32 protein-coding genes are annotated in these 22,837 nt (G+C 51.3%); 9 read left to right on the forward strand and 23 right to left on the reverse strand.

All coding sequences use genetic code 11. The features are described from left to right. Positions 1–180: 180 nt before the first annotated feature. A complete protein-coding gene (locus SH451x_RS11435; RefSeq protein WP_479362593.1) occupies positions 181–1,413 on the reverse strand; it encodes a serine hydrolase domain-containing protein in 1,233 nt (410 codons plus the stop codon). Between the two features lie 344 nt (positions 1,414–1,757). Between SH451x_RS11435 and SH451x_RS11440 the strand changes: the two genes are divergently transcribed. Both SH451x_RS11440 and SH451x_RS11445 read left to right on the forward strand, forming a co-directional pair. Next, the gene (locus tag SH451x_RS11440; RefSeq protein ID WP_479362594.1) at positions 1,758–2,873 is read left to right on the forward strand and encodes an IS110 family RNA-guided transposase; all 1,116 of its coding nucleotides are present in this window, start codon (positions 1,758–1,760) and stop codon (positions 2,871–2,873) included. 432 nt (positions 2,874–3,305) lie between these two features. After that, a complete protein-coding gene (locus SH451x_RS11445; RefSeq protein ID WP_479362180.1) occupies positions 3,306–3,584 on the forward strand; it encodes a hypothetical protein in 279 nt (92 codons plus the stop codon). Positions 3,585–3,839: 255 nt separating this feature from the next. On the opposite strand, the gene SH451x_RS11450 is transcribed toward SH451x_RS11445, so the two are convergent. After that, positions 3,840–4,352 carry a hypothetical protein gene (locus SH451x_RS11450; protein ID WP_479362595.1) on the reverse strand — a complete coding sequence of 171 codons (513 nt, stop codon included), beginning with the start codon at positions 4,350–4,352 and terminating at the stop codon, positions 3,840–3,842. Between the two features lie 180 nt (positions 4,353–4,532). Here SH451x_RS11450 and SH451x_RS11455 point away from each other — a divergent pair, with 180 nt between their 5' ends. After that, a complete protein-coding gene (locus SH451x_RS11455) occupies positions 4,533–5,990 on the forward strand; it encodes an IS4 family transposase (RefSeq protein WP_479361071.1) in 1,458 nt (485 codons plus the stop codon). A 73-nt stretch (positions 5,991–6,063) separates the two neighbouring features. On the opposite strand, the gene SH451x_RS11460 is transcribed toward SH451x_RS11455, so the two are convergent. The 3 genes from SH451x_RS11460 to SH451x_RS11470 all read right to left on the reverse strand — a co-directional run bounded on the left by SH451x_RS11460 (position 6,064) and on the right by SH451x_RS11470 (position 7,961). After that, positions 6,064–6,543: a hypothetical protein gene (locus SH451x_RS11460; protein WP_479362596.1), complete on the reverse strand. Its 480-nt coding sequence runs from the start codon at positions 6,541–6,543 to the stop codon at positions 6,064–6,066. Positions 6,544–6,663: 120 nt separating this feature from the next. Next, positions 6,664–7,155, reverse strand: a complete 492-nt coding sequence (locus SH451x_RS11465) for a DUF1569 domain-containing protein (RefSeq protein WP_479362597.1) — start codon at positions 7,153–7,155, stop codon at positions 6,664–6,666. Positions 7,156–7,295: 140 nt separating this feature from the next. Next, positions 7,296–7,961: a DUF2306 domain-containing protein gene (locus SH451x_RS11470; RefSeq protein ID WP_479362598.1), complete on the reverse strand. Its 666-nt coding sequence runs from the start codon at positions 7,959–7,961 to the stop codon at positions 7,296–7,298. 126 nt (positions 7,962–8,087) lie between these two features. Between SH451x_RS11470 and SH451x_RS11475 the strand changes: the two genes are divergently transcribed. Then, complete coding sequence (locus tag SH451x_RS11475) at positions 8,088–8,273, forward strand: hypothetical protein (RefSeq protein ID WP_479362599.1); 186 nt, start codon at positions 8,088–8,090, stop codon at positions 8,271–8,273. Positions 8,274–8,281: 8 nt separating this feature from the next. On the opposite strand, the gene SH451x_RS11480 is transcribed toward SH451x_RS11475, so the two are convergent. The 4 genes from SH451x_RS11480 to SH451x_RS11495 form a co-directional block, all read right to left on the reverse strand. Then, on the reverse strand, positions 8,282–8,557 hold the full coding sequence (locus SH451x_RS11480) for a hypothetical protein (protein ID WP_479362600.1): 276 nt from the start codon (positions 8,555–8,557) through the stop codon (positions 8,282–8,284). Between the two features lie 67 nt (positions 8,558–8,624). Further along, complete coding sequence (locus tag SH451x_RS11485) at positions 8,625–9,599, reverse strand: hypothetical protein (protein ID WP_479362601.1); 975 nt, start codon at positions 9,597–9,599, stop codon at positions 8,625–8,627. Positions 9,600–9,658: 59 nt separating this feature from the next. Further along, positions 9,659–9,883 (reverse strand): hypothetical protein, encoded by a 225-nt coding sequence (locus SH451x_RS11490; RefSeq protein ID WP_479362602.1) that lies wholly within the window; start codon positions 9,881–9,883, stop codon positions 9,659–9,661. A 248-nt stretch (positions 9,884–10,131) separates the two neighbouring features. Next, positions 10,132–10,584: a hypothetical protein gene (locus SH451x_RS11495; protein ID WP_479362603.1), complete on the reverse strand. Its 453-nt coding sequence runs from the start codon at positions 10,582–10,584 to the stop codon at positions 10,132–10,134. A 168-nt stretch (positions 10,585–10,752) separates the two neighbouring features. Here SH451x_RS11495 and SH451x_RS11500 point away from each other — a divergent pair, with 168 nt between their 5' ends. Further along, positions 10,753–12,210: an IS4 family transposase gene (locus SH451x_RS11500; protein WP_479362604.1), complete on the forward strand. Its 1,458-nt coding sequence runs from the start codon at positions 10,753–10,755 to the stop codon at positions 12,208–12,210. Positions 12,211–12,281: 71 nt separating this feature from the next. Here SH451x_RS11500 and SH451x_RS11505 read toward each other — a convergent pair whose 3' ends face one another. From SH451x_RS11505 to SH451x_RS11540, 8 genes are all read right to left on the reverse strand, one after another. Beyond that, on the reverse strand, positions 12,282–13,061 hold the full coding sequence (locus SH451x_RS11505; RefSeq protein ID WP_479362605.1) for a S1 family serine peptidase: 780 nt from the start codon (positions 13,059–13,061) through the stop codon (positions 12,282–12,284). 123 nt (positions 13,062–13,184) lie between these two features. Further along, on the reverse strand, positions 13,185–13,571 hold the full coding sequence (locus tag SH451x_RS11510; RefSeq protein ID WP_479362606.1) for an immunity protein YezG family protein: 387 nt from the start codon (positions 13,569–13,571) through the stop codon (positions 13,185–13,187). A 171-nt stretch (positions 13,572–13,742) separates the two neighbouring features. After that, on the reverse strand, positions 13,743–14,078 hold the full coding sequence (locus SH451x_RS11515; RefSeq protein WP_479362607.1) for a hypothetical protein: 336 nt from the start codon (positions 14,076–14,078) through the stop codon (positions 13,743–13,745). Positions 14,079–14,223: 145 nt separating this feature from the next. Continuing rightward, positions 14,224–14,721, reverse strand: a complete 498-nt coding sequence (locus SH451x_RS11520; RefSeq protein WP_479362608.1) for a hypothetical protein — start codon at positions 14,719–14,721, stop codon at positions 14,224–14,226. Positions 14,722–14,954: 233 nt separating this feature from the next. Then, positions 14,955–15,311, reverse strand: coding sequence for a hypothetical protein (locus SH451x_RS11525; protein WP_479362609.1), 357 nt, complete (start codon positions 15,309–15,311; stop codon positions 14,955–14,957). A gap of 51 nt (positions 15,312–15,362) precedes the next feature. Then, positions 15,363–15,896, reverse strand: coding sequence for a hypothetical protein (locus SH451x_RS11530; RefSeq protein ID WP_479362610.1), 534 nt, complete (start codon positions 15,894–15,896; stop codon positions 15,363–15,365). A gap of 104 nt (positions 15,897–16,000) precedes the next feature. Beyond that, on the reverse strand, positions 16,001–16,381 hold the full coding sequence (locus tag SH451x_RS11535; RefSeq protein ID WP_479362611.1) for a hypothetical protein: 381 nt from the start codon (positions 16,379–16,381) through the stop codon (positions 16,001–16,003). Positions 16,382–16,424: 43 nt separating this feature from the next. After that, positions 16,425–16,964: a hypothetical protein gene (locus SH451x_RS11540; protein WP_479362612.1), complete on the reverse strand. Its 540-nt coding sequence runs from the start codon at positions 16,962–16,964 to the stop codon at positions 16,425–16,427. 78 nt (positions 16,965–17,042) lie between these two features. On the opposite strand from SH451x_RS11540, the gene SH451x_RS11545 reads away from it, so the two are divergent. After that, positions 17,043–17,375: a hypothetical protein gene (locus tag SH451x_RS11545; protein ID WP_479362613.1), complete on the forward strand. Its 333-nt coding sequence runs from the start codon at positions 17,043–17,045 to the stop codon at positions 17,373–17,375. An 87-nt stretch (positions 17,376–17,462) separates the two neighbouring features. On the opposite strand, the gene SH451x_RS11550 is transcribed toward SH451x_RS11545, so the two are convergent. Beyond that, the gene (locus SH451x_RS11550; RefSeq protein WP_479362614.1) at positions 17,463–17,861 is read right to left on the reverse strand and encodes a hypothetical protein; all 399 of its coding nucleotides are present in this window, start codon (positions 17,859–17,861) and stop codon (positions 17,463–17,465) included. Between the two features lie 214 nt (positions 17,862–18,075). Then, positions 18,076–18,645, reverse strand: coding sequence for an SUKH-4 family immunity protein (locus tag SH451x_RS11555; protein WP_479362615.1), 570 nt, complete (start codon positions 18,643–18,645; stop codon positions 18,076–18,078). Between the two features lie 178 nt (positions 18,646–18,823). Here SH451x_RS11555 and SH451x_RS11560 point away from each other — a divergent pair, with 178 nt between their 5' ends. Next, complete coding sequence (locus tag SH451x_RS11560) at positions 18,824–20,281, forward strand: IS4 family transposase (protein WP_479361910.1); 1,458 nt, start codon at positions 18,824–18,826, stop codon at positions 20,279–20,281. A 93-nt stretch (positions 20,282–20,374) separates the two neighbouring features. Here the strand turns inward: SH451x_RS11560 and SH451x_RS11565 are convergent, their stop codons facing one another. From SH451x_RS11565 to SH451x_RS11575, 3 genes are all read right to left on the reverse strand, one after another. Beyond that, positions 20,375–20,623 carry a hypothetical protein gene (locus tag SH451x_RS11565; RefSeq protein WP_479362616.1) on the reverse strand — a complete coding sequence of 83 codons (249 nt, stop codon included), beginning with the start codon at positions 20,621–20,623 and terminating at the stop codon, positions 20,375–20,377. A 205-nt stretch (positions 20,624–20,828) separates the two neighbouring features. Continuing rightward, positions 20,829–21,242, reverse strand: coding sequence for a hypothetical protein (locus SH451x_RS11570; RefSeq protein WP_479362617.1), 414 nt, complete (start codon positions 21,240–21,242; stop codon positions 20,829–20,831). A gap of 159 nt (positions 21,243–21,401) precedes the next feature. Next, positions 21,402–21,737 (reverse strand): hypothetical protein, encoded by a 336-nt coding sequence (locus SH451x_RS11575; RefSeq protein WP_479362607.1) that lies wholly within the window; start codon positions 21,735–21,737, stop codon positions 21,402–21,404. A gap of 89 nt (positions 21,738–21,826) precedes the next feature. On the opposite strand from SH451x_RS11575, the gene SH451x_RS11580 reads away from it, so the two are divergent. Together SH451x_RS11580 and SH451x_RS11585 are read left to right on the forward strand one after the other, a co-directional pair. Then, complete coding sequence (locus tag SH451x_RS11580; RefSeq protein WP_479362618.1) at positions 21,827–22,063, forward strand: hypothetical protein; 237 nt, start codon at positions 21,827–21,829, stop codon at positions 22,061–22,063. Positions 22,064–22,071: 8 nt separating this feature from the next. After that, positions 22,072–22,284, forward strand: a complete 213-nt coding sequence (locus SH451x_RS11585) for a hypothetical protein (RefSeq protein WP_479362619.1) — start codon at positions 22,072–22,074, stop codon at positions 22,282–22,284. A gap of 96 nt (positions 22,285–22,380) precedes the next feature. Here SH451x_RS11585 and SH451x_RS11590 read toward each other — a convergent pair whose 3' ends face one another. Continuing rightward, a complete protein-coding gene (locus SH451x_RS11590; protein ID WP_479362620.1) occupies positions 22,381–22,815 on the reverse strand; it encodes a VOC family protein in 435 nt (144 codons plus the stop codon). Positions 22,816–22,837: the final 22 nt, after the last annotated feature.

Genomic DNA, 22,837 nt, shown 5'->3' on the forward strand with positions numbered 1-22,837 from the left:
GTGCATGTCATTGTTATCAGGCTTACAACGCTGCGCTTCGGGGTGGCAGTGGAGGAACATTCGCCCGTTGCCGCATCCTTTCCATCTTAACGCAATTCACCCCGCTCATGGGTGGGAAGCTGGTGATGTTCCTGGAGATCCGCCCGTGTGAATTCAAACTTAAAAAGTAGGCAACGCCACCTACAGAGCTTCTATTGCAACGCGACGAAACCTACCGGAAATTTTGTATAAGGCTTCTCGTAGTGGCCATGAATCCGCCAGAGAGACGTTTGTCATCACGGCAGCACAAACTTCTGCGTCTGGAATCAACAAGACAAAGCTAGATCCACCCGGAGACTCACCCCCGTGATGCATTACAGAGAGTGGCTCTGAAGATCCAATCAAGTCGATCTGTGTTTCATTACGCCAGCCAAGAGCGTAGCCCTGCGGATTGTCCGATCCGTTAGCCAGAGGCCGAGGAGTAAAACAATCGTTCCGCTGTTCTTCACTCAAAAATTCCTCGGAGAGCATGGCGTTGCCCAACCGGACAAGATCCGTCGGCGTTGAGAGCAGTCCGCCTCCCGCCCACTTATAGCTTGGGTTGGGGCCCTCGATATAAATCGCACGTCCGCCTATCGACATATAGGGAACCGCACGTTTGACATTTCGTTTTCTGAAGTCGTCAATATCAGTGTCATGCATTTGCAGAGGTCCCCAAACAATTTCCTCCATCAGGTCAGGATACTCTAATGCCGTGGCCTTCTCCATTGCGGCACTCAGCAGTGTAAAACCATGCGTAGAATACAAAAATTCCGTTCCGGGTTCGTACGCGAGTGGATCGCTGTTGAAGATATTGAGAGCTTCATTTGCCGAAGCGTAGTGATGCTTGGAGAACTGTTCTGCTGCGAAACCCGATTCTCCAGGCTTGGCGTAATGCCGTACGCCACCGGTGTGCGAACCCAATTGACGCAATGTAAGATCCCATCGCTTCTCAGGATAATCGGTGAGATACTGATGTACGCTTGCGTCAAGCTCCAGGTCGCCCTTTCGGACAAGTTGAGCAGCGGCAAATCCGGTCATTGCCTTGGCAACACTACCGGTTCGATACAAAGTTCGAAGGTCAGCTTTGCGGCCACTTGATAGATCACTAATACCGAATGCGGCCGCCCACTTTACTTCTCCGCCGACACATACCGCAATCGAGACGGATGGCAATCCAAGCTCGACGGCAACCTCGCTCAGAGTTTTAGTGGCTTCACGCACGACGGGCTCGTAGCCCTCGGATGCAACGCGTTCCTCCTGTAATTCAGGCCTATTCTCAGGAAACGGCGGCTGAAGCCACCACCAAACAAGAATCGCCGTGCCGCTGAGCGAAAGTAATGCAAATATTGCCTTGGTGAACCTGCCCAACCACTTTTTAAAGCGAACTTTCATCGGTTTTCTTGACTCTGACCTATTGAAGCAGCGGCAACCAAAAAGGAAGCGATCACTCTCTGGGTATTCGTTGAGTGCCTTCGAATCTTCGCAGCAAAATGTGAAAGTACGGCAAATACGCTCGAGCTCATCACCATTCTCGTCGCGATTGAAAAAACGCTCTGCGTCAGTAGCATGCGACAGTCATCAGTCGGATAACGTCCATGTTGACCGAGCCCCCGCCAACAAGGCTTCCATTTCGAAACGCACCGTCGGGGGCTTCGGTCCAACATTCTGATACTCATCATGGCCTCCTTGGGTGAGGCAGTTTTTCCATTACAGTCGGAGCTGTAAAACGTTCGTCAATGGAGCTTACACTCCAAAGCGAAATCTATCGCTGGCTAAAACTGTTTCACCCTCAACCCAAGAAGACACTCACGATGAAATTCTATCAAAATCAGCATCAATTCTACTGCGGAATCGACCTACACGCCAACAGTATGTACGCCTGCGTCGTCGATTCCCAAGGAGAAAAACGACTCCACGCGAACTTCCATACCCGCGATACCGCCACCTTCCTCGAAAAACTACTGCCCTTTCGCTCCAACCTCGTCATCGGATGCGAATCGACCTTCAACTGGTACTGGCTCTGCGACCTGTGCGAAGCTCAACGCATCCATTTTGTACTGGGCCACGCCCTCTATCTACGCGCTATCCATGCCGGCAAAGTCAAAAACGATGCGATCGATTCCGAAAAACTCGCCTACCTGCTTCGCGGTGGAAACTTTGCCGTCGCCTACGCTTATCCCGCCGCCTGGCGCAGCACTCGTGATCTGCTGCGGCGACGCATGCATCTGGTACGCCGCCGAGGCGAAACGCTCACGCACTTAACCCACCTGCATCATCAAGCCAACTTGCCACCGACCAAAAAGCTCCAGTATGCAAGTAACCGCGCCGGAGTCGCCGATGCCTTCACCGATCCCTCACTGCACTTCTCCGTCGAAACCGACCTAGGACTGCTTCACGACTACGATCAACACATCAAACGCCTGGAAGTCTTCCTCGAGCGGTCTGCCAAAGTTCACGACCCTAACAACTTCTTCTTGCTACAAACAATCCCCGGCGTTGGACGCATTATCGCGATGACGATCCTCTACGAGATCCACAACATCCGACGCTTTGGTGAAGTCGGGAAGTTCCTCTCCTATGCTCGGCTGGTTCGCGGTCAGCATACTTCGGCAGGCAAGAACTACGGTTCGCCCGGTCGCAAGATTGGCAACGCGTATCTCAAATGGGCGTTCAGCGAAATTGTACCGCTGATCAAACGCCAGTCGCCAGAAGTGAAAGCCTTCTGCCAGCGAATCGAACGCAAGCACGGAGTGGCTCGAGCCAACTCGATCTTGGCCGTCAAGCTTGGTCGGGCCGTCTACTTTATGCTTAGACGTCGTCAAGTCTTCGACCTCAACCGCTTACTCAGCTAAAAATCAACGAAGCAGCTTTGTTTTACACACCACCTTAATGATAGGAACCTAACACACAAGAGAACTCGCTTCGCCAAGCTAGCCAGGCCGGCGAACTAAGCCACTAGGAAACAGAGCCGTTTTAAGAGAGCTGCGAAAGAACCCGTCGTTGTAGGCAGAGGCTCCCTGAGGAGCCGCCTGACCTGAAAGGCTTTCCTCGGACGCATGTTTCGAGCTTACGCGCATTGATTGGAGGCTTGGCGAAGCGTTTTACTTACAGAAGAGAACCAACCAGTAGAACTATCCAGAAGACTAGGAGTACTCCACCGAACTGAGGCAAACGTTGCACCTGAGCGACTAGCTGAACCCGAACTGGAACCGCGTCTGCGTGACTCGTAAAGAGCGTGCGTGGCCGGAAAGCCAACCCTATTGAATAGCAGCGAGCAGGTCAGAATGAGTTTCTATGCGGTCGGTCAATTGAAATGTGGTAAGCTCCTCGGAGCAGCCGCAGACCGACACCGAGCAATGCTTCACGGCGTTGTTTGGCAGAGCACCGGTAGATGTTTGAACGCAACCGCCTTGCTGGGAAGCACGTGTTCCGACTCGCTGCGGCGAGCGGGGCAGTTCAGCGACAAGGAAACGCGCAAGACAACCGCTAGCATCAGCTCGGCCCGCGAGTGGACTCCCCCCAGGAAAAGCCAAGCCAGTACCGTAGCCAAAGGGGTCGGGTGACAGAGTGCAAGCTCCGAGCTCGACAAAAGGGAACAAGAACAACCGTTTCGATCTGAGTGATAGAAAATTCGGAACTGATTCGAGTTGGTCCGTTCCCTTCCGCCTTCGCCCTTCACCAACGCAACTGTGAGTGAAGGGCGAAGGCGAAAGGGAACTCACGAAACCAAGCTACAAAAAAATGGCAACTTTTACCGTGTCTACCCGTACGTACTACTTGACTTCAAAGGCCATGTAGATGTTCGCCGATTGTTCGAGTCAATGAAGCGTGGCGATCTCTTCGAACCGATTGATTGGTTCAGTCGAAAGGAACACATCCTCGGCAAACGAGTCGAACCACCCGATATTGTAACACGATTGTTCGTACCACCAATTGCCAGTGGTACGGTGCACGTACCGACCATTGTAGCGAAGTTGAATCCAATGGTTTCGGTCAATCTTCGGAAGGTCAGTGAATGGAAGTGGCGAAGTTCTAGCGGCGTTGTTGCAGTCGCGATGATAGCGGACCACTACCCCATCATCCTGAGGCTGGAAATCGAGATCACGAATTCCCAACTGCTTGAAGTCTTCCGCATAAACGCACCGGTCCGAGCGATCAAACTGTTCCCATTCGGAATAGGTCGCTAAATGTAGAATCCATCGTGAATTGCGTACGCATTGCGGCGGCAAAGCTACAGCATGCGGAACACCGTTTCGACGTCGAGCTCCGTCACTGCCACGCGAACGCTTGGTCCAGAGTGTATGAACATGTTGGATGAGAATTGTTGTCACGAAAGCTCGTCACGTTGGTAGGCGAACGACAGCGTTCACCGGGTTGCGGCTTTGTTGTTACACACAAGTTTAAAGGCTATATTTTGTTCTATTCGGCTTGGCGAGGTCAAGCTGATTATTTTGGGATGTTTTCAAACAGGGATGGGAATGTGACGCTAATTGACAGGGAGGTCAATGATCATGAGAAGTCAGTGGGTCATGGACGAAATTCAAGACGTCGAACTATTCGATAAACGACTCGAACAACGCTTTCAAAAACTGCTCGATAGCCTTTCGCAAGCTTCTACTGCAAGCATTCCTGCGGCTTGCAACGACCGCGCCGAAATGGTCGCCGCCTATCGCTTCTTCGATAATGACAAAGTCACTTTTGAAAGTGTCATCGCACCGCACATCGAAAGCACCTACCGCCGAGTCAAACTCCAAAAAGTCGCTTTGCTCATCCAAGACACGACCGAACTGGACCTGACGCGCCCCCACTCGGAAGTCGAAGGGGCCGGCCCACTGCAAAACGGAAATCGTTGCGGAGCGTTGTTGCACTTGCTGCATGCCTTCACAACCGACGGCACACCGCTAGGAACCGTATCGGCCGAAGCTTGGTCGCGCGAACCCAGAGCAGACCAACCGGCCAAGCGTGGCTCAAGCGAAAAACGAATCCAGATCAAGAATAAACCCTTCGAAGAGAAAGAGACTTACCGCTGGCTCACCACAGCCAAACATTGCGCCGAAGTCAAATCGCACTTACCCAAAACACAACTCGTCATGCTGGCTGATCGCGAGAGCGACATTACCGAAGTCATCGATTTGTGCCGATCACAAAGTGACTTTGAGTGGGTGATCCGCAGCGATGGCGACCGCATTTTGAACAAGGAAAACAAAGCGAATCCATCGATTCCTGTGCGTGAAGCATTGCGTCAAAGCAAACCATTGTTTACTCGTGAGCTTGACATCCGCGCCCGGGAATCTTGGGGCAGTGCAACCCTCAAGCACCATCCAAGTCGGGCCGACCGGCGTGATCGAAGTGTTTTGGTAAGTGTGCACAGCGGTGAGATCACACTGAACGATCCACGTGTAGGCAAACGCGAAGGTGTTTCAGTCCGAGCGGTCTTGGTTCGAGAAACGAAACCAACCACGAGCGATGAACCGATTGAGTGGCTGTTGCTGACCAGCTTGCCAATCTCGACGCGAGAGGAAGTCGAACTAGTCATTGAGTACTACCTACAACGTTGGATGATCGAATTGTTTTTCAAAGTGCTCAAGAGTGGCTGCAAGATTGAGTCACGACGTTTTGAGCACATGGATCGGTTCTTACCAGCGTTAGCGTTGTACTTGATCGTGGCATGGCGCAGTCTTTATGTGTGTCGGATGAGCCGCACGCATGCCGAGAAGCCATGTTCGCATTTGTATACCGAAGCGGAATGGAAGAGCGTTTGGCAAGTGGTCAAACGGAAGCCACTCCCGAAGAAGCCACCGACGTTACTTGAGATGACGCAGTTGGTCGCGCAGCTTGGCGGATATGTAAATCGCAAGAACGCCGGTCCGCCTGGTCCACAGACAGTATGGCTTGGCCTTCAAGCGATGTACCTAATCGCCACTTGCTGGCAAACCTTCGGCCCCGGAGCTACTGAAACTTGTGTGTAACAACGAGGGTTGCGGCCGGTGGATGCTCGAAAAACAGAAAACCCACCGGCCGCAACTCCGGTGCAACGCTTTGTTATTTGGCTTTTCCGCTCTCAAATTCGATCGTGGCTTGCCCGTTATCGCCAACGCCAGTGATTCGTCCAGTTGGAATCATACTGGGATCGTACAGTTGTGGTCGATGTTGATAGTCAGGATTCTGCCGCTTCTTCGCGATGATATCTGCGAGTTGTCTTTGTAGGTTCTCTGCGTTGTCCAAATCCATTTGCGCCGTAAACGCCGTGAAGTTGTGATCGGGGTCATAGAGGCGCATCATCACACGAGTGTCAGGCAAGTCTTTGCCCTGCGCGTCAATGCCGCTCCAACTTGTTTCGATGCTCCATTTGAATCGGGAGGGGACAACGACGACACCGGCGTCCGTCGAAGTCAACGCTTGGGTGTAAAGATGGTAGGAGTCTCCGTTGGTGATTGACGCAGGAGTTGCTGCGTAGGCAACAGAAATTACTGCGAATAGAGCCAGGCAGATAAGGAGAAAAGGTCTTTGCATGTATCGCATCGTGTGTCTCCGTACGCAGTAGGTTTTGCTTTTGCCAAATAACGACACGCGTAACCGGGCACGCGCGAAAGATTTTCAATTTCAAAAACGCTGGCTCGCGTGCTCCGGTGCACGCGATGGTTATTTGGCTGTATCGGATTTTGGTACAAGGAACCCGAGGTGATGTGCGGTGTGTATTCTGTGCAAATGTATTAGTTGATCCTTCCCCAACAGGCCAAACAACGGCGATGTCTTCCACGGACCATTAAAGTTTAGCAGTCGATTCACAGCAGAACGGAATTCTTCAACAGCGGGTTGATCACGTCCAGTTTCGACGGGAAGAGACTCGGTATCTGTCGGAACTCGCTCGGGCCATTGATTGGTACGCAGAATACGGTTCAACATGACCGGTGCGATAGTGAATCGCATTATCCCCGTGGCAATCTTCATGTGCAGTGGGAAACGCGGGAAACCGTCAATCGGATAGAGCATCACTTTTGCCATATGATTGCAGCACTGAGTTAAATCCCAATTTCCGGTCATCACGTAACCGGTTTGGAGCAATCGTTCAGCATCAAGAACCGCCTCTTCAAGGGTGTCGAACTGAAGTTTACGTTTGATGATCGGGTACACCCTTCGAATTTACGACTGATGAGTTGAGCCAAATAACGGCGGCGTTGACCGGGCCGCCGCCAATCAACATTGACTTCAGGAACGACGCAATCGGCGGCTCCGCGTCCAACGCTTTGTTCGCCGAATATAGGTTTGACGACTCAGCTTTTGTCCGTGCTGCCCATTACTGCTGGCGAACGCAGCAACAACTCCGGTGCGTTCGTTAAAGATCTTGAATTGATTGAATAAGCGACGACGAGGTTTGGCACCCAGCAGAGCCATGCCACAATCGGGTAGGCAACGGCAAAATCGAGGCGAATTACACCGGTCAGCAAAGGCAACCAAAATCGCAAGGTCACAGCTGCGAAGCAAGCACTGTAGCTGTAGACCATCATCCTCTGGTGCCGATGCACATTTCTTTGCCGAATACTTTTGTATGCCTGCAACGTCACGAACACCCAAATCACTCCCAAGCTGCCAAAGCCTAAACCGGCAATCCAGCCTGTGGATGTCTGAGGCGAAATACCAATGGCCGCCAAGCCACTCACGCAGACCATAAGAACGTACAATTTCCCGATTACTCTATGCCATTTCAAGTAGCGTTCTCGCCACGACTTAACGAACTGCGACCAGCCAACTGATAGTGCGACTCCGCCACAGACTATGTGTGTATAGAATCCCAGCCGCCACCACCACGCATCGTTCACGAGTTGATCGGATTTTGTTTGAAGCAGGCCAATCTTGCCATCGGCCAACAGGTATATAAGCGGATAGGCTCCAATGAGCAGGCAAAAAGCAGCGAGAGTCATCCAATACAGCGAACTCATGAGCAGGCACTATTACTTTGGCGAACGTTAGCGTTGACCGAGTTGCGGCGGTTGACTTTTTAGAAAATGGCGGCGGACCCGCAACTTCGGTCCAACGCATGGTTATCCGTTTTTGGAGTTTTTGTTATGAAAAAGTGGGCTGTAAGTATCACAGAGACGACACACGATACAGTGATTGTTGAGGCAGAAACGCATCAAAAGGCTGCGCTGAAGGCTCAGACGAACATTTATAGAAGGCAGGTAAAAGTGGATGTGGCGGTATCGGTCGTCGAGCATGAGCAGCCAATCGGCGAAAGTGTTCTTCAAGAGTAGTAATCTGTCTATGTTCTAGCTTGCTCTGCGCTATCACGAAAGAATCCGGCACCGTATCGAAGTCCGTTTTTTTCGAGAGCATTAGCGAGTTGTTCCAGTTCGTTGGCGAAGTCTGGTCCAGTACGTATTCGATTGAGAGATTCGTATTCATAAATAGGAGCGGACGCAATAATCATCGCGTCCGCTTCCGAGTTGCATGAAAGCGAATCGTCGTCCTTAATTAGCACCTCCCATTTTCCATTAGCGAGCTTGCGGACGGAAAAGGGATCAGGCTTTTGGTTCATTGGAGTTGCCTTTAGTTTTAACGGATAACGCTCGCGATCACCGATGTCGCGGCAAGTAAACTCACCATCAGGAAGCGGCCGCTCCGCGACTTCGGTGCATCGCATTGGTATGCCGATTCCGAGTTTGCGCCTGCTCGATTGCAAGCAATCCTCTTACATCGTCGGCCGTCAAGCAATTCATCTGTGTCTCCGTCAACTCCTTCACCATACGCACAGGCACATCCGCGTAGTCAATCTCTTGTTCAGCGGAGATCATCGCAATCACGTCCTTCATGACTTCGCGGTACGTCTCGTCCCGGCCCTTTGATTCCGGGTCCCACACCAGCAACATGCGAGTATTTACCCGCTCGGCTTGAATCTGCATCGCGTCCATAATCGTGCCAACTTGCTCATAGGTCCATCCGTACCAGGGGTGGTCCTCAGGAAGGTTGTCGACCCAAATGGGGTTCCTGACATAATACTCTTCGTGATTCGCTTTTCCTCTCCCCTCAGGATCTACAATCTCACCGATGACGATGACCGGGATGTTGCTCGCTTCCGAGAGCACATTGCGATTGGGCACTCCCCAGAAGTGGGAACCGTGGCCCGTTTCTATCAAGGCATAGTGTTTGGCCATGTGCAGTCCAGCCTGGAGTCGCCCTGCCGATACGAAGGGTGGGCCTTGCACGGTCGCACCGTTGGACATCGCAGTTTCACCAGTACGGAGCTCAATGCCCAATTCAGGCAGTCGAGGTTGGGGCACAAGTTGTCCGTTCGCATTGCGCAGCGCCTGCACGACGGTCGCGAAATTCGTGCCATGCGCCGCTGCGATGCGCTCATGCGGGATTGTGTCGAGGGGATGCCGGTAATTAAGGGGATGCGCAAACGACGCCAGGATCGCCGGAGTCTTTTCGGTTCGTGGCTCTCGCCGCATGATCTCCGCCGCGCGCTCGGCAACTGAATGCGCATCGTGTGAGCAAGATTCCATCGTGTTTGTATCAGTCATTTGCGGCATAACGTCCGCGATGACCGAGGCCGCGTAAGTTGACTCAACGCAAGTCATTCACGGCCGCTCGCGGCCTTCGCGTCCATCGCTTTGTTCGTCGATTGTACAAGTTCAGGTCAAACGCTTGTTGCTTCAGGTTGCTTTTTCTTTGGACTGTATCCAAAAATCGCTGCCCCTAATCCAGCCAAAATCCACCCACCGATTGTAATGCCGTATCCAACGAGGACAGGACGGTCAGGGATATTGCCAGAAGCCAATGATATCAGAATTAGATAAAGACCGCTCAGAAAAAGTAGCGTTCCTAACAGCTTCGTGATTGCAAGTATTACTAGACGTAGCATTTGTTAATTGCGATGGCTTGGAGGTTGAATGGGCGCTGCTATTCGAAAGCTGTTGATCGTAAGTGGGGCCAATGGAGGTTTTCGCCTCATGTTCTTCCCGACGAACGCCAGTGGTCACCGATGTCGCCGGAGACCACGTTTCTAAAAGTCAGCAACGCGACGGCGGCGACTTCGGTGCACCACTTTGTTCGTCTCTAATTGCGATACACTCGAACGAGTTGTTCTTGGTAAACCCGCTTCATTCTATACTACTTCGCTCCGGAATTGACCGAAGTCTGAAGCAATAGTCGTAATCTCGCAGCCATTCCGATGCCAATCAAGGTTAGTCCTGTAGTGAGTCCATAAATTAGCGATCTTCCATCGACCAAAGAGGCCGTCGGGGGAAATGGTGGGTAGCCTGCGAGCCGCAAACAATGTGTAGCTAAGACAATGTATCCGAAAGCCGTTGTTCCAGAATAGAACGTTTTTGATCTGCCGAGTTCAATGAACGATTTTGGATCACGCCCTACTATAGCTGAATTGCCAACGATGAACTGCCAAATCAACAGGTGTAGCAACGCGACGGATCCGAAGGTAGTCAAGTAATACAAGTGTCTCTGCCTTCCCACAAGCCGCGGAGCAGAATCGGCCATTGAGCCGTTGATGATGGCAAGTGCCATGCATGCAATCAAGACTTTGACAACGATTTTCAGTATCTGCATGGTTTCAAGACGAACGTTACCGATCACCCGGTCGCCGCTTTGTTGTTACACACAAGTTTAAAGGCTATATTTTGTTCTATTCGGCTTGGCGAGGTCAAGCTGATTATTTTGGGATGTTTTCAAACAGGGATGGGAATGTGACGCTAATTGACAGGGAGGTCAATGATCATGAGAAGTCAGTGGGTCATGGACGAAATTCAAGACGTCGAACTATTCGATAAACGACTCGAACAACGCTTTCAAAAACTGCTCGATAGCCTTTCGCAAGCTTCTACTGCAAGCATTCCTGCGGCTTGCAACGACCGCGCCGAAATGGTCGCCGCCTATCGCTTCTTCGATAATGACAAAGTCAGTTTTGAAAGTGTCATCGCACCGCACATCGAAAGCACCTACCGCCGAGTCAAACTCCAAAAAGTCGCTTTGCTCATCCAAGACACGACCGAACTGGACCTGACGCGCCCCCACTCGGAAGTCAAAGGGGCCGGGCCACTGCAAAACGGAAATCGTTGTGGAGCGTTGCTGCACTTGCTGCATGCCTTCACAACCGACGGCACACCCTTAGGAACCGTATCGGCCGAAGTTTGGTCGCGCGAACCCAGAGCGGACCAACCGGCCAAGCGTGGCTCAAGCGAAAAACGAATCCAGATCAAGCATAAACCCTTCGAAGAGAAAGAGACTTACCGCTGGCTCACCACAGCCAAACATTGCGCCGAAGTCAGATCGCACTTACCCAAAACACAACTCGTGATGCTGGCTGATCGCGAGAGCGACATCACCGAAGTCATCGATTTGTGCCGATCACAAAGTGATTTTGAGTGGGTGATCCGCAGCGATGGCGACCGCATTTTGAACAAGGAAAACAAATCGAATCCATCGATTCCTGTGCGTGAAGCATTGCGTCAAAGCAAACCATTGTTTACTCGTGAGCTTGACATCCGCGCCCGGGAATCTTGGGGCAGTGCAACCCTCAAGCACCATCCAAGTCGGGCCGACCGGCGTGATCGAAGTGTTTTGGTAAGTGTGCACAGCGGTGAGATCACACTGAACGATCCACGTGTAGGCAAACGCGAAGGTGTTTCAGTCCGAGCGGTCTTGGTTCGAGAAACGAAACCAACCACGAGCGATGAACCGATTGAGTGGCTGTTGCTGACCAGCTTGCCAATCTCGACGCGAGAGGAAGTCGAACTAGTCATTGAGTACTACCTACAACGTTGGATGATCGAATTGTTTTTCAAAGTGCTCAAGAGTGGCTGCAAGATTGAGTCACGACGTTTTGAGCACATGGATCGGTTCTTACCAGCGTTAGCGTTGTACTTGATCGTGGCATGGCGCAGTCTTTATGTGTGTCGGATGAGCCGCACGCATGCCGAGAAGCCATGTTCGCATTTGTATACCGAAGCGGAATGGAAGAGCGTTTGGCAAGTGGTCAAACGGAAGCCACTCCCGAAGAAGCCACCGTCGTTACTTGAGATGACGCAGTTGGTCGCGCAGCTTGGCGGATATGTAAATCGCAAGAACGCCGGTCCGCCTGGTCCACAGACAGTATGGCTTGGCCTTCAAGCGATGTACCTCATCGCCACTTGCTGGCAAACCTTCGGCCCCGGAGCTACTGAAACTTGTGTGTAACAACGAGGGTCGCCGCGAGAGATCTTCCATTGTCAAAACGCCCGACTCGGCGACTCGGGTGCATCGGATGGTTATTTGGCAGTTTCAGCGTTTGACGGTTCGAAGGCATCAATCGCGAGACGAATTATTCGCGATGGGACGATCTTGCTCAGTTTTACACCTGTTGGATCGTATGCCATTCCAATATACATACCGACAAGGTCACATTGCGTCACATCATCGGAGGATTTGAATACGGGGCCGCCGCTACATCCAGCTCCAACAACTGGAACAGCATAAATAACAGGCTCAGCTCCCCATTGAGCGTCTGCCATCATTTCGCGGGACGTTATTGAGCCTTTCATTGCAAGAGACGAAATTGGCGGTACTGAGCCTATCCCAATTGGAAATCCAGTAATTTCAATCTCCGTTGTCCTCATTAGAGTGTCCAGCGGAATGCTCTCGTAGTCGATTGCCAACGCGTCGAGATCAAGATACGCGGCTCGTGATTTCTCTTCTTGAAGATTAAGCTTCGCAACCGCGATGTCAGAGTTTTGGTATGAACGCCAAGGATTTGCCTTGCAATCAGCGACCACATCGAGAGTTGCCCATTTCGATTCCGAACTACGATTTCTGAAGAGCAACTTCGACAGGCCGTCGGTGTCTTTTGCCGCGTGCAATGCCGTTACGAGGAAAAGGTCATTTGACTTTTTGACCAGAAACGCAGACGCATACCCGCGATTCCCATCGGATTTCTTCTTTTCCGTGAAGAGACAAACGGCACGATCCCACCGCTCAGCCGGATTCGCCTGCTGGGCGAACGCGGACGCCGGCAGTTGAGCAAGAATCAGTAGGATTAGAGCAATTCGCATGTTTCTCAGGTTTTAGCCAAATAACACAAGGATCACCGAGTGGCGAAGGTAAACCCACCATTTCAAATTCCCACCGCATCGCCACTTCGGTGCATCCACTAGTTATCCGTCAATATTATAACGCTAGCCATGGTTATGACGATTCCTGCGTTTCTCCAAACGCTGATGCCATTCTGTCGCGTTCCAAACAGTGTCTCCATTCTCATCGCAATTATCATAACCCCACTTGATAGTGAATTTGCCGTCGTTATGCAATTCAAATTTAGCCTGTCCCCACAAAGGTACTTCTGCGTTCCTGTATTTGCTTCGGAGCTCTCTGAATGCACGTGTAACGTCCATTGTGATCTCAAAGTCTACACTCTTACCAGATGCCGTAGTGTATTCACAAAAGTAGTCAATGCTGTCTGAATAGAACACCGCTTCAATTTGTGCTGTTTTCCAGTCTTCCGGAAGGGAGGTAACAGCACCATCTGCAATTCGTTGGTAAATTGTTTCAGTCCCGTCGATCATATTTCATGAAATGCAAAAATGTTGTTGGACCTGATAACGCTGGCGATCACGCAGTCGCCGCAAAAACACTATGATTTGAATTCGCGGCCGACCGGCGACTTGCGTGCATCGCTTGGTTCGTCCGTATTGTCGATAGTGGAGCTGTTACATTGGTTCATCTGCAATCGCGGTTTACCGAATCCCCGGTGGAATTCCAAGGATCCACAAGATGGCGATGATTGGAATCGGGATTGCATAACACAATAGTCCGATTCGCTTTTGATTAAGACATGGCACGATGAAAAGGGGAGCGATGAGTAATACACCCGACCACATCATCACCTTCGCGAGAATGTCGATTGAGGCATCGTGTACAGTTGGGTCCCACTTGTAGAGCAAGATAGCAAGCGGATAGCAAATTGCCGTCGCGATTCCGCGCAGGTGCAAATCCATTGGCGTTCCGAACAAGCGGTAACGTTCGATTGACAGCGGTGGTGCGTAGGGGTTGGTGCTGTTCGTTGAGTCCATGCGATGTGGCTTTAGGTATGGTGTTCAGTATGTCTTCTTGCCGGACGAACGACCGCGTTCACCGAGTGGCACCGGTGAACGCCATTAGGCTAAAAAACGCACCTGAGTGCCACTTCGGTGCAACGCATTGTTCTGCAGGCATGTTTTAGTTGTTTGATGTAGCGCGAGCCCAATCAATTACTGGTTTAGCCATCGCAGTAAATGTTTTCGCATTGCCGAAGATTTCTCTCGATGCAGTTTGATCTAATTGCGCCACGGCAGCAATACCGTGCGAATCAATACGCATCCTAAAAATGCGCCCCGACGAAAGACTGTAGTCTGTTCCATTCAATGAGAAATTTTCTTTTGCATTGGCGGTAAGCGAATCCGAGATTGAATAAAGGATTTGAAACGTTTGGCCATCGACAACAAGCGACGTTAAAGATGAGATTGAATCTGATTGCTCTTTAGGAAATGTAACCTGCCCGTCAATCGAGATGACAGAGTGCTCGTAATGGTCAACGAAAATGACAAATGGTAGATTTTCACCATCTAAGTACGGGATCTGCAAGCACGTCGCCTCACCGATTAAAACGGTCGGAGAGGATGGTCCACGACACGCAATAGGTGTAATGATTGTTGTTGAGTTTGCGCTTCCTTTCATGCCGTTGTGGAGTGTCTCATATGGTCGAACAGACCGATAAGATATTGCAGCATATGACAATAAACAGGCCAGCAAAGTTACCGGAATTAGTGTCCTAGTATTCATTTGGCCAGCTATCTTGCAGAACGACTCCGTTCACCCAGCCCGCGCGATGAAGGTCTCCATTTCAAAAGCACCCGACCGCGGGCTTTGGTGCAACGGTTGGTTCGTGCTGTCTTCGTCAAGTCAGAGCATTATTGAGTTCCCTCGAGCCCTGTCGTCGCAATTAGCACCATTCCGATGATAATGAATTGGATCGGTAGAAGACAGAGTGTAGTAAGGATCAAGGAGATTTTTCCAAGGGTTCCGTGATTAGTTGCTACCGCACCACAGATGCCGAGAATTGGTCCGAGAACGAATACAAAGTAGATCACACCACCGGGCAGTTTTGTCCCAACGAGACAATCAAACATAACGATCAGTGTGAAGAGAAACGTACCGAACAGCCAAACGCCATATCCCATCGCCGAACCTATAGATATTCGCATATGCAACGGGTTAGATGCCGCGCTGTCGCTGGTTAGTTCATTTGGCGAGTGGTATGGATTCATGCGGGATTTAGTGCGGTAGAGCGTCAGCCTTCGTAGCACGAACGTTGGCGATCACGCAGTCGCCGCCAAAAAACTATGATTCAAATTCGCGGCCGACCGGCAACTTGCGTGCATCGCTTGGTTATCGCGATTGTCGTTTGGCGTGGCGTTCGAGAACAGCGTCCGCCATGAGTTCCGGGGTAAGTTCTCGATGATTATTGCCGTCACCGAAGTATTCGCCCGGCCAAAACACCAAATCCGAGATCTGTGTGTCACCAAACGTCTTCTTGATTGTAGAAAACACGTATTGAAGATAAGCGTCGTCGCATGGGTCGGCAAGCACCTTTGCAAACATTGTCGCCAGTCCTCGCGATCTAAGCCTGGCGAAGCTTCCGTTGCCCCATCAGTCAACACGCGACGGACATAATCAATGTGTTCTTCAGCGCCGTAGATTCCCTGGAATTCCGAGAACGGGATGTCCGTGCCAGCCCATTCATTGAACTCGGCAAGTAGCGAAGCGTCGGCAAGTTCGTCGCCACCATCTAGCCGTGCCGCTATTTTGGCCAGACGTTGCACCAAGTCTTCATCGAGTTTCGGTTGCGGCATGATTCGAGGATTTGAAAGCGATAACGTCTAACAATCACCGAGCGACAACGGTAATTGTTCCATTTCTAATAAGCACACGTTTGTCGCTCCGGTGCATTGTTTGGTTATCCGAGACGAATGATTTTCGTGTGTGTCAGTGCACAGGCGGAAATAACGGCAGCTAGTCCACATTGCAAAAGAATTAGTATTGGCTTGAAACTCGGACCTTGAAGCGTGTAGAAAATAATCCCCCATCCCAAATTCCACAACATACTGAACGCCCAGAAGGTAGGCACGTTGGCCCATGCCTTTCCGAAGGCAATAAAAACCCAGAAAAGCCAAACAATACCACCAGGGATGAATACGATCCACAACACTGATGGCAGGAATATTGCACCCGTGACAGCAAGGAAGCCAGACGCCCAACGAATCCACATTGGAACGCGTTCGCAATTCTGCGGTCGATCAGATGCTGCAATCGAAGGAGAAGAGTATGGATTAATCACTATGGAAGGCGTTTACGAAATACACAGCTTCAGTCGGATAACGCTACCGATCAGCCGGCGGCGACGGTTCATCATCCACTTCAAAACGTCCAACTTCGCCGCTCGGTTGCATCGGATTGTTACCCGTCCGCTCCGAGTTGTTTGCATGGTGAGCGATGAACGATCTTACCATTTCATTGGGTTCTGCGCCGACCCAAACCGTCCGAAAACTGCCGCCGTCAGGTCGAGTGACAGGGGAACTGGTTGTTCCAGGGACAGGATCAAACGACCAGTCAACTTTGATCATTGATCGCAGTTTATCAATGTACTCCCTGTTCGATATGGGATTGCCATCGCTATCCGAGCGTGAAAAGAGCATAGGTTGCCCATCATCGATTACCGTAGCAAGATCGTCCCAATTTGATGGCCATCTACCATCGTTTTTGTCCATGTAGGTCGTCAAAAGTGTACCCGTGTCCCATGCTGCGTAGGCTTCAGGAATTTCGCGGATTGTTTTAATGAGCGAAATGGTAAACCAACCAATCGCAAAGATAAGCGTGAACCCGATTATTAGGACGAGCCTACGTTTAGTGACGGCGTTCACGTACATGCTTCGATCGGGTAACGCCTGCGATAACCCGGTTTGCGGACCATATTGTTAACGTCAACAAAAAGGTAAGAGATGACAACACCAGAAACGATTGAAACACCGGACAGCGAGCAAACTCGGCGTTCATCGCATTGTTATGCGTCTAATTGGGATGCCGAAAGACGCTGCAAGAATTGCCGCCATTGGAACGAGGATGCTTCGCAGGTGGTGTCGTCGATCGGGATGAAGTTCTGTGATGGATTGAAACAGGACCGTGTTGAGCGGGCCGACCTGAATGATGGTTCTTGGATGTTTGTGCCAACCGCAATTGTGGCAGAAACGGTGTGGCTGCGTGACGACCATGTTGATCCTCGCGTAGCTACGGGGCCAGAGTTCGGATGTGTAAACTTTGAGCCTCGGACTTGACGCATAACGGTGCCCGTCACCGGGCCGGGAGTGTAAAGGCTACCATTTCAAAACCGGCCGCAAGCCCGGCTCCGGTGCACGGGATGGTTACCCGCCGTCCTTTTTCGCGGCACTGCGGATTGCGTTTACGAAACGATCGTCGCCACCACCTTCGCTACTTGCGTACAGCGTAAGTTCGGAACCGTCGGATGACGTAATGACAATTGTGGAGTCATCGAGCCAATTATCGCTCTTCGTAAAGTGTACCGACACAATATCATCAACCGCAATGGAATCGCACCAAGCGTCAGTTCCGTCATTAACGTATGATATTACACGCTGGTCGGTCAACAGATTACCGTCGCCTTCGGGCGTCATTGCGGACGAATAGAAGTAAAGTATCCGTTCGCCTGGAGCCAAACCCGCCGATGCAGAGACAGTTTGGGCAGTTCGAGATGGCAGCTTGTTTCCGGGCAACACCTTGGTGTCTGCAACCCGTCCCGTCATCAATGCCCAGCCCACGAAACCGATAACGAAACGATGGCTATGAGTACCAACGCAATCAGAGCCGCAACAATAAGCACGAGGCGAGAAGAAGTAGGTTGGGCATGGTTCATAAGACTACGACCCGATGCGGGTAACGTTTGCGTTGACCGGGCCGCCGCCAATTAACATTGACTTCAGGAACGACGCGATCGGCGGCTCCGCGTCCAACGCTTTGTTATTTTGCGCTTCCGCGAATGTTTTCCAATTCTTTGGGCCAGAAGCAGTCCGCATGCGCTGCGGCTGGATCAATGCGGATGATCTCACTAAGTAGCCATTGTTGCAGATCGCGTGGAATGTCGCCATCAAGATATGCGTCTTCGCCATTTCGCCTTTGTGTCTCGCTGATCAGGTGACGGAATGCCAATAAAGCTTCTGCCAGTTGAGGAACGGATGAATTAATCAGGACACGATGGAAATCGAAATCGTGGTTCAAATAGACAATCTGTCCACTCAAAGACTCGTCGATGCAAAGTGGATCGCCGGAACCCGTGAAGCCAATGACTCGATAGCGATTGTATTCAGGAGGAAGCTGCCACATTTCGGCGACATTCTGGAGTGCGTTACTATCTGGCACGCGGAAATCAAGGAATGGTGCCGCCGATTCGGGCAACCCACCATTCGTCAGAAACGATTTTGATTCATAAGGAATGGCAATATCGATGAGAATGTTGGTCGGAAACGTGACAAGTGAGTCTGAATCGCCATCGCTGAGCCAGCGTTTTCGGAATTCATCTGAGGTCAGCATCAGAAGGCCGCCAGAGCAAAATAACGACACCAATCACCCGGCGGCGACTTTGTTGTTACACACAAGTTTAAAGGCTATATTTTGTTCTATTCGGCTTGGCGAGGTCAAGCTGATTATTTTGGGATGTTTTCAAACAGGGATGGGAATGTGACGCTAATTGACAGGGAGGTCAATGATCATGAGAAGTCAGTGGGTCATGGACGAAATTCAAGACGTCGAACTATTCGATAAACGACTCGAACAACGCTTTCAAAAACTGCTCGATAGCCTTTCGCAAGCTTCTACTGCAAGCATTCCTGCGGCTTGCAACGACCGCGCCGAAATGGTCGCCGCCTATCGCTTCTTCGATAATGACAAAGTCACTTTTGAAAGTGTCATCGCACCGCACATCGAAAGCACCTACCGCCGAGTCAAACTCCAAAAAGTCGCTTTGCTCATCCAAGACACGACCGAACTGGACCTGACGCGCCCCCACTCGGAAGTCGAAGGGGCCGGCCCACTGCAAAACGGAAATCGTTGCGGAGCGTTGTTGCACTTGCTGCATGCCTTCACAACCGACGGCACACCGCTAGGAACCGTATCGGCCGAAGCTTGGTCGCGCGAACCCAGAGCAGACCAACCGGCCAAGCGTGGCTCAAGCGAAAAACGAATCCAGATCAAGAATAAACCCTTCGAAGAGAAAGAGACTTACCGCTGGCTCACCACAGCCAAACATTGCGCCGAAGTCAAATCGCACTTACCCAAAACACAACTCGTCATGCTGGCTGATCGCGAGAGCGACATTACCGAAGTCATCGATTTGTGCCGATCACAAAGTGACTTTGAGTGGGTGATCCGCAGCGATGGCGACCGCATTTTGAACAAGGAAAACAAATCGAATCCATCGATTCCTGTGCGTGAAGCATTGCGTCAAAGCAAACCATTGTTTACTCGTGAGCTTGACATCCGCGCCCGGGAATCTTGGGGCAGTGCAACCCTCAAGCACCATCCAAGTCGGGCCGACCGGCGTGATCGAAGTGTTTTGGTAAGTGTGCACAGCGGTGAGATCACACTGAACGATCCACGCGTAGGCAAACGCGAAGGTGTTTCAGTCCGAGCGGTCTTGGTTCGAGAAACGAAACCAACCACGAGCGATGAACCGATTGAGTGGCTGTTGCTGACCAGCTTGCCAATCTCGACGCGAGAGGAAGTCGAACTAGTCATTGAGTACTACCTACAACGTTGGATGATCGAATTGTTTTTCAAAGTGCTCAAGAGTGGCTGCAAGATTGAGTCACGACGTTTTGAGCACATGGATCGGTTCTTACCAGCGTTAGCGTTGTACTTGATCGTGGCATGGCGCAGTCTTTATGTGTGTCGGATGAGCCGCACGCATGCCGAGAAGCCATGTTCGCATTTGTATACCGAAGCGGAATGGAAGAGCGTTTGGCAAGTGGTCAAACGGAAGCCACTCCCGAAGAAGCCACCGTCGTTACTTGAGATGACGCAGTTGGTCGCGCAGCTTGGCGGATATGTAAATCGCAAGAACGCCGGTCCGCCTGGTCCACAGACAGTATGGCTTGGCCTTCAAGCGATGTACCTAATCGCCACTTGCTGGCAAACCTTCGGCCCCGGAGCTACTGAAACTTGTGTGTAACAACGAGGGCACGCGCGGTTGACTCTCCATCCCAAAACGCTCGGCTCGCGTGCTCGGGTGCACCACATGGTTCCCCGCCGACCTGGGCTTGAATTAGTCGAGGTCGATGCCGGGAAAACAATGGTGAATTACATCAGTTTGGCTACACGTTACCACGACCGTTGTCGGTGAATCAAGAAAGCGTTCAATCTCAGGTCGCTCCGCAGTTTTTGAAGTAGCGAGAATGTGTTCGCGAGCGGAGGACGACCATTGCATTTCGATCGTGATTGCCATGTAGTCCGTGTACCCAGGAGTACCGTAAGTCGCAACGATCTCGGCGTCTGCAGGTCTTGTATCAAGCACTGATGGGTTTTCCCATTTCAGTGTCGCAGTGAATGCGAGTGCCCGGCGCACGATTGGATGCAATTTTTCAGACTCCGAAACGATTGTTGCCGATCAAGGGTCTCAGTCGGGGAACGGCACCGTTCACCCAGCCCGCGCGATGAAGGTTTCCATTTCAAAAGCACCCGATCGCGGGCTTGGGGCAACGGTTTGTTCTGTCCCCGCGTCACGCGAGACTCAGGAGTTCCTGCGTGTTCTTGCGGTAGTCTTTTGGGTCGAATCCGATATTCGTCGTAGCGACAATGTTGCCTTTGCGAATCCACGCAATCTCGCCGCAACCATGAAGGCAATTCTTGAAACTGGGATGATCAGACAGTTCGGTTGCACCGTCCGTGTCAATGATCACAAATTCAAGCCGCGCATCTGGATCAAGTTCTGCCAACAGTTCAGTAATCGCTATCAATGATTGGAATGAAGTGCCGCTCCAGAACGCCATCACGAAGAGCAAGCCGCGTTCAATTTGTTCAAGCATTTCAGTCCCTGCATCATAGTGGTAAGTGATGCGACTGGGCGGAATCTTTGCATACTTGGTAATGATCGCCAAGCCATTGCGATTTCCTGTTGCCAAATCAGCTTCCATGGTCGTGACCAGTTTTGGGACAGAACGCTGGCGATCACGCAGTCGCCGCAAAAACACTATGATTTGAATTCGCGGCCGACCGGCGACTTGCGTGCATCGCTTGGTTCGTCCGTATTGTCGATAGTGGAGCTGTTACATTGGTTCATCTGCAATCGCGGTTTACCGAATCCCCGGTGGAATTCCAAGGATCCACAAGATGGCGATGATTGGAATCGGGATTGCATAACACAATAGTCCGATTCGCTTTTGATTAAGACATGGCACGATGAAAAGGGGAGCGATGAGTAATACACCCGACCACATCATCACCTTCGCGAGAATGTCGATTGAGGCATCGTGTACAGTTGGGTCCCACTTGTAGAGCAAGATAGCAAGCGGATAGCAAATTGCCGTCGCGATTCCGCGCAGGTGCAAATCCATTGGCGTTCCGAACAAGCGGTAACGTTCGATTGACAGCGGTGGTGCGTAGGGGTTGGTGCTGTTCGTTGAGTCCATGCGATGTGGCTTTAGGTATGGTGTTCAGTATGTCTTCTTGCCGGACGAACGCTGGCAATCATGGGGCACGCCCCGAAAGGTTTACCATTATGAAAAGATTCTTCTATGGCGTGCTCCCATGCATTGCTTTGTTCGTCGGCTTTTGTGGTTGCGATCACAGGACAGACGAGCGGAAGCAATGGGAGACGTATTGGGCATCTCACCATTGCGATGATGAGCGATGTGGCAAGCCATTTGTGATTGGCAGTCCGCCAATATCGAGTGGCGTCAGTAAATGTGATGATGCGTGGGCAAAATGGGAATCACTAGGAAAACCAGAAAAGTGAGGACACTAATGGACGAGTTGAAAGTCGGTGACGACGTTGAAGTATTAGACGCAGGGCTTGCGATGTTGCGGCGAATGTGTCCAGGGATGCCGCCCAACCATCACGGGCGGGTCGAATCAATCGACGGAGACACGATCATCGTGGAGTTCCCAATTGATGGCAGCTATGACGGTCATAGTCAGTCCGCACCATATCCACGGTCGGAAGTGCGAAAACGCTAAGTCCGACGAACGACTAAAATCACCCGGTTGCGGCCAAGCGACATCGATTTGAAGTAACGCCCGATCCGCAACTCGGGTGCATGTTTTTGTTCGTGCTTACTGCGGGTTTGATTGCATCATGGCATCAAAGCGATTCTTCATCTCGGATTTCGAGATCGATTCTTGTGTCGTGGCAATAAGCCAACTGTGTCCAAATGGGTCGATCAATGTGGCTCGACGGTCGCCGTCGAATTGATCCGTAGGTTCTGACGTACATTTCGCGCCAATCAAAACAGCATTCCTAACAACAGAATCAACATCCTGCACGCGCAAGTATAGCGATACAGCTGTTCCACCAAGGGATTCTGGACTCATATAACCCATCGCAGGAAATTCATCGGCAACCATCATTTCTTGACCATCAATTTGTAGTTCCGCATGGGGAATTTTTCCGTCTGCCATCGCCAAGACAATGACCTCTTGCGCACGAAATGCCGTGCAATAGAACTCGATGGCTTTTCTCGCGTCACGAACAATTAGGTAGGGTGTCATCTAGATTTTATTGGGGGGCTTA

This window comes from Njordella aestuarii (genome assembly GCF_056494165.1).

Bases quoted from the DNA above. Each gene is read 5' to 3' on its own strand.
- SH451x_RS11485 (WP_479362601.1), bottom strand. From the start codon at position 9,599: ATGACTTGCGTTGAGTCAACTTACGCGGCCTCGGTCATCGCGGACGTT.
- SH451x_RS11585 (WP_479362619.1), top strand. From the start codon at position 22,072: ATGGACGAGTTGAAAGTCGGTGACGACGTTGAAGTATTAGACGCAGGG.
- SH451x_RS11575 (WP_479362607.1), bottom strand. From the start codon at position 21,737: ATGGACTCAACGAACAGCACCAACCCCTACGCACCACCGCTGTCAATC.
- SH451x_RS11580 (WP_479362618.1), top strand. From the start codon at position 21,827: ATGAAAAGATTCTTCTATGGCGTGCTCCCATGCATTGCTTTGTTCGTC.
- SH451x_RS11520 (WP_479362608.1), bottom strand. From the start codon at position 14,721: ATGAAAGGAAGCGCAAACTCAACAACAATCATTACACCTATTGCGTGT.
- SH451x_RS11545 (WP_479362613.1), top strand. From the start codon at position 17,043: ATGACAACACCAGAAACGATTGAAACACCGGACAGCGAGCAAACTCGG.
- SH451x_RS11550 (WP_479362614.1), bottom strand. From the start codon at position 17,861: ATGACGGGACGGGTTGCAGACACCAAGGTGTTGCCCGGAAACAAGCTG.
- SH451x_RS11555 (WP_479362615.1), bottom strand. From the start codon at position 18,645: ATGCTGACCTCAGATGAATTCCGAAAACGCTGGCTCAGCGATGGCGAT.
- SH451x_RS11530 (WP_479362610.1), bottom strand. From the start codon at position 15,896: ATGCCGCAACCGAAACTCGATGAAGACTTGGTGCAACGTCTGGCCAAA.
- SH451x_RS11505 (WP_479362605.1), bottom strand. From the start codon at position 13,061: ATGCGAATTGCTCTAATCCTACTGATTCTTGCTCAACTGCCGGCGTCC.
- SH451x_RS11515 (WP_479362607.1), bottom strand. From the start codon at position 14,078: ATGGACTCAACGAACAGCACCAACCCCTACGCACCACCGCTGTCAATC.
- SH451x_RS11475 (WP_479362599.1), top strand. From the start codon at position 8,088: ATGAAAAAGTGGGCTGTAAGTATCACAGAGACGACACACGATACAGTG.
- SH451x_RS11500 (WP_479362604.1), top strand. From the start codon at position 10,753: ATGAGAAGTCAGTGGGTCATGGACGAAATTCAAGACGTCGAACTATTC.
- SH451x_RS11510 (WP_479362606.1), bottom strand. From the start codon at position 13,571: ATGATCGACGGGACTGAAACAATTTACCAACGAATTGCAGATGGTGCT.
- SH451x_RS11590 (WP_479362620.1), bottom strand. From the start codon at position 22,815: ATGACACCCTACCTAATTGTTCGTGACGCGAGAAAAGCCATCGAGTTC.
- SH451x_RS11490 (WP_479362602.1), bottom strand. From the start codon at position 9,883: ATGCTACGTCTAGTAATACTTGCAATCACGAAGCTGTTAGGAACGCTA.
- SH451x_RS11480 (WP_479362600.1), bottom strand. From the start codon at position 8,557: ATGAACCAAAAGCCTGATCCCTTTTCCGTCCGCAAGCTCGCTAATGGA.
- SH451x_RS11470 (WP_479362598.1), bottom strand. From the start codon at position 7,961: ATGAGTTCGCTGTATTGGATGACTCTCGCTGCTTTTTGCCTGCTCATT.
- SH451x_RS11440 (WP_479362594.1), top strand. From the start codon at position 1,758: ATGGAGCTTACACTCCAAAGCGAAATCTATCGCTGGCTAAAACTGTTT.
- SH451x_RS11560 (WP_479361910.1), top strand. From the start codon at position 18,824: ATGAGAAGTCAGTGGGTCATGGACGAAATTCAAGACGTCGAACTATTC.
- SH451x_RS11495 (WP_479362603.1), bottom strand. From the start codon at position 10,584: ATGCAGATACTGAAAATCGTTGTCAAAGTCTTGATTGCATGCATGGCA.
- SH451x_RS11435 (WP_479362593.1), bottom strand. From the start codon at position 1,413: ATGAAAGTTCGCTTTAAAAAGTGGTTGGGCAGGTTCACCAAGGCAATA.
- SH451x_RS11445 (WP_479362180.1), top strand. From the start codon at position 3,306: ATGAGTTTCTATGCGGTCGGTCAATTGAAATGTGGTAAGCTCCTCGGA.
- SH451x_RS11460 (WP_479362596.1), bottom strand. From the start codon at position 6,543: ATGCGATACATGCAAAGACCTTTTCTCCTTATCTGCCTGGCTCTATTC.
- SH451x_RS11570 (WP_479362617.1), bottom strand. From the start codon at position 21,242: ATGGAAGCTGATTTGGCAACAGGAAATCGCAATGGCTTGGCGATCATT.
- SH451x_RS11455 (WP_479361071.1), top strand. From the start codon at position 4,533: ATGAGAAGTCAGTGGGTCATGGACGAAATTCAAGACGTCGAACTATTC.
- SH451x_RS11525 (WP_479362609.1), bottom strand. From the start codon at position 15,311: ATGAATCCATACCACTCGCCAAATGAACTAACCAGCGACAGCGCGGCA.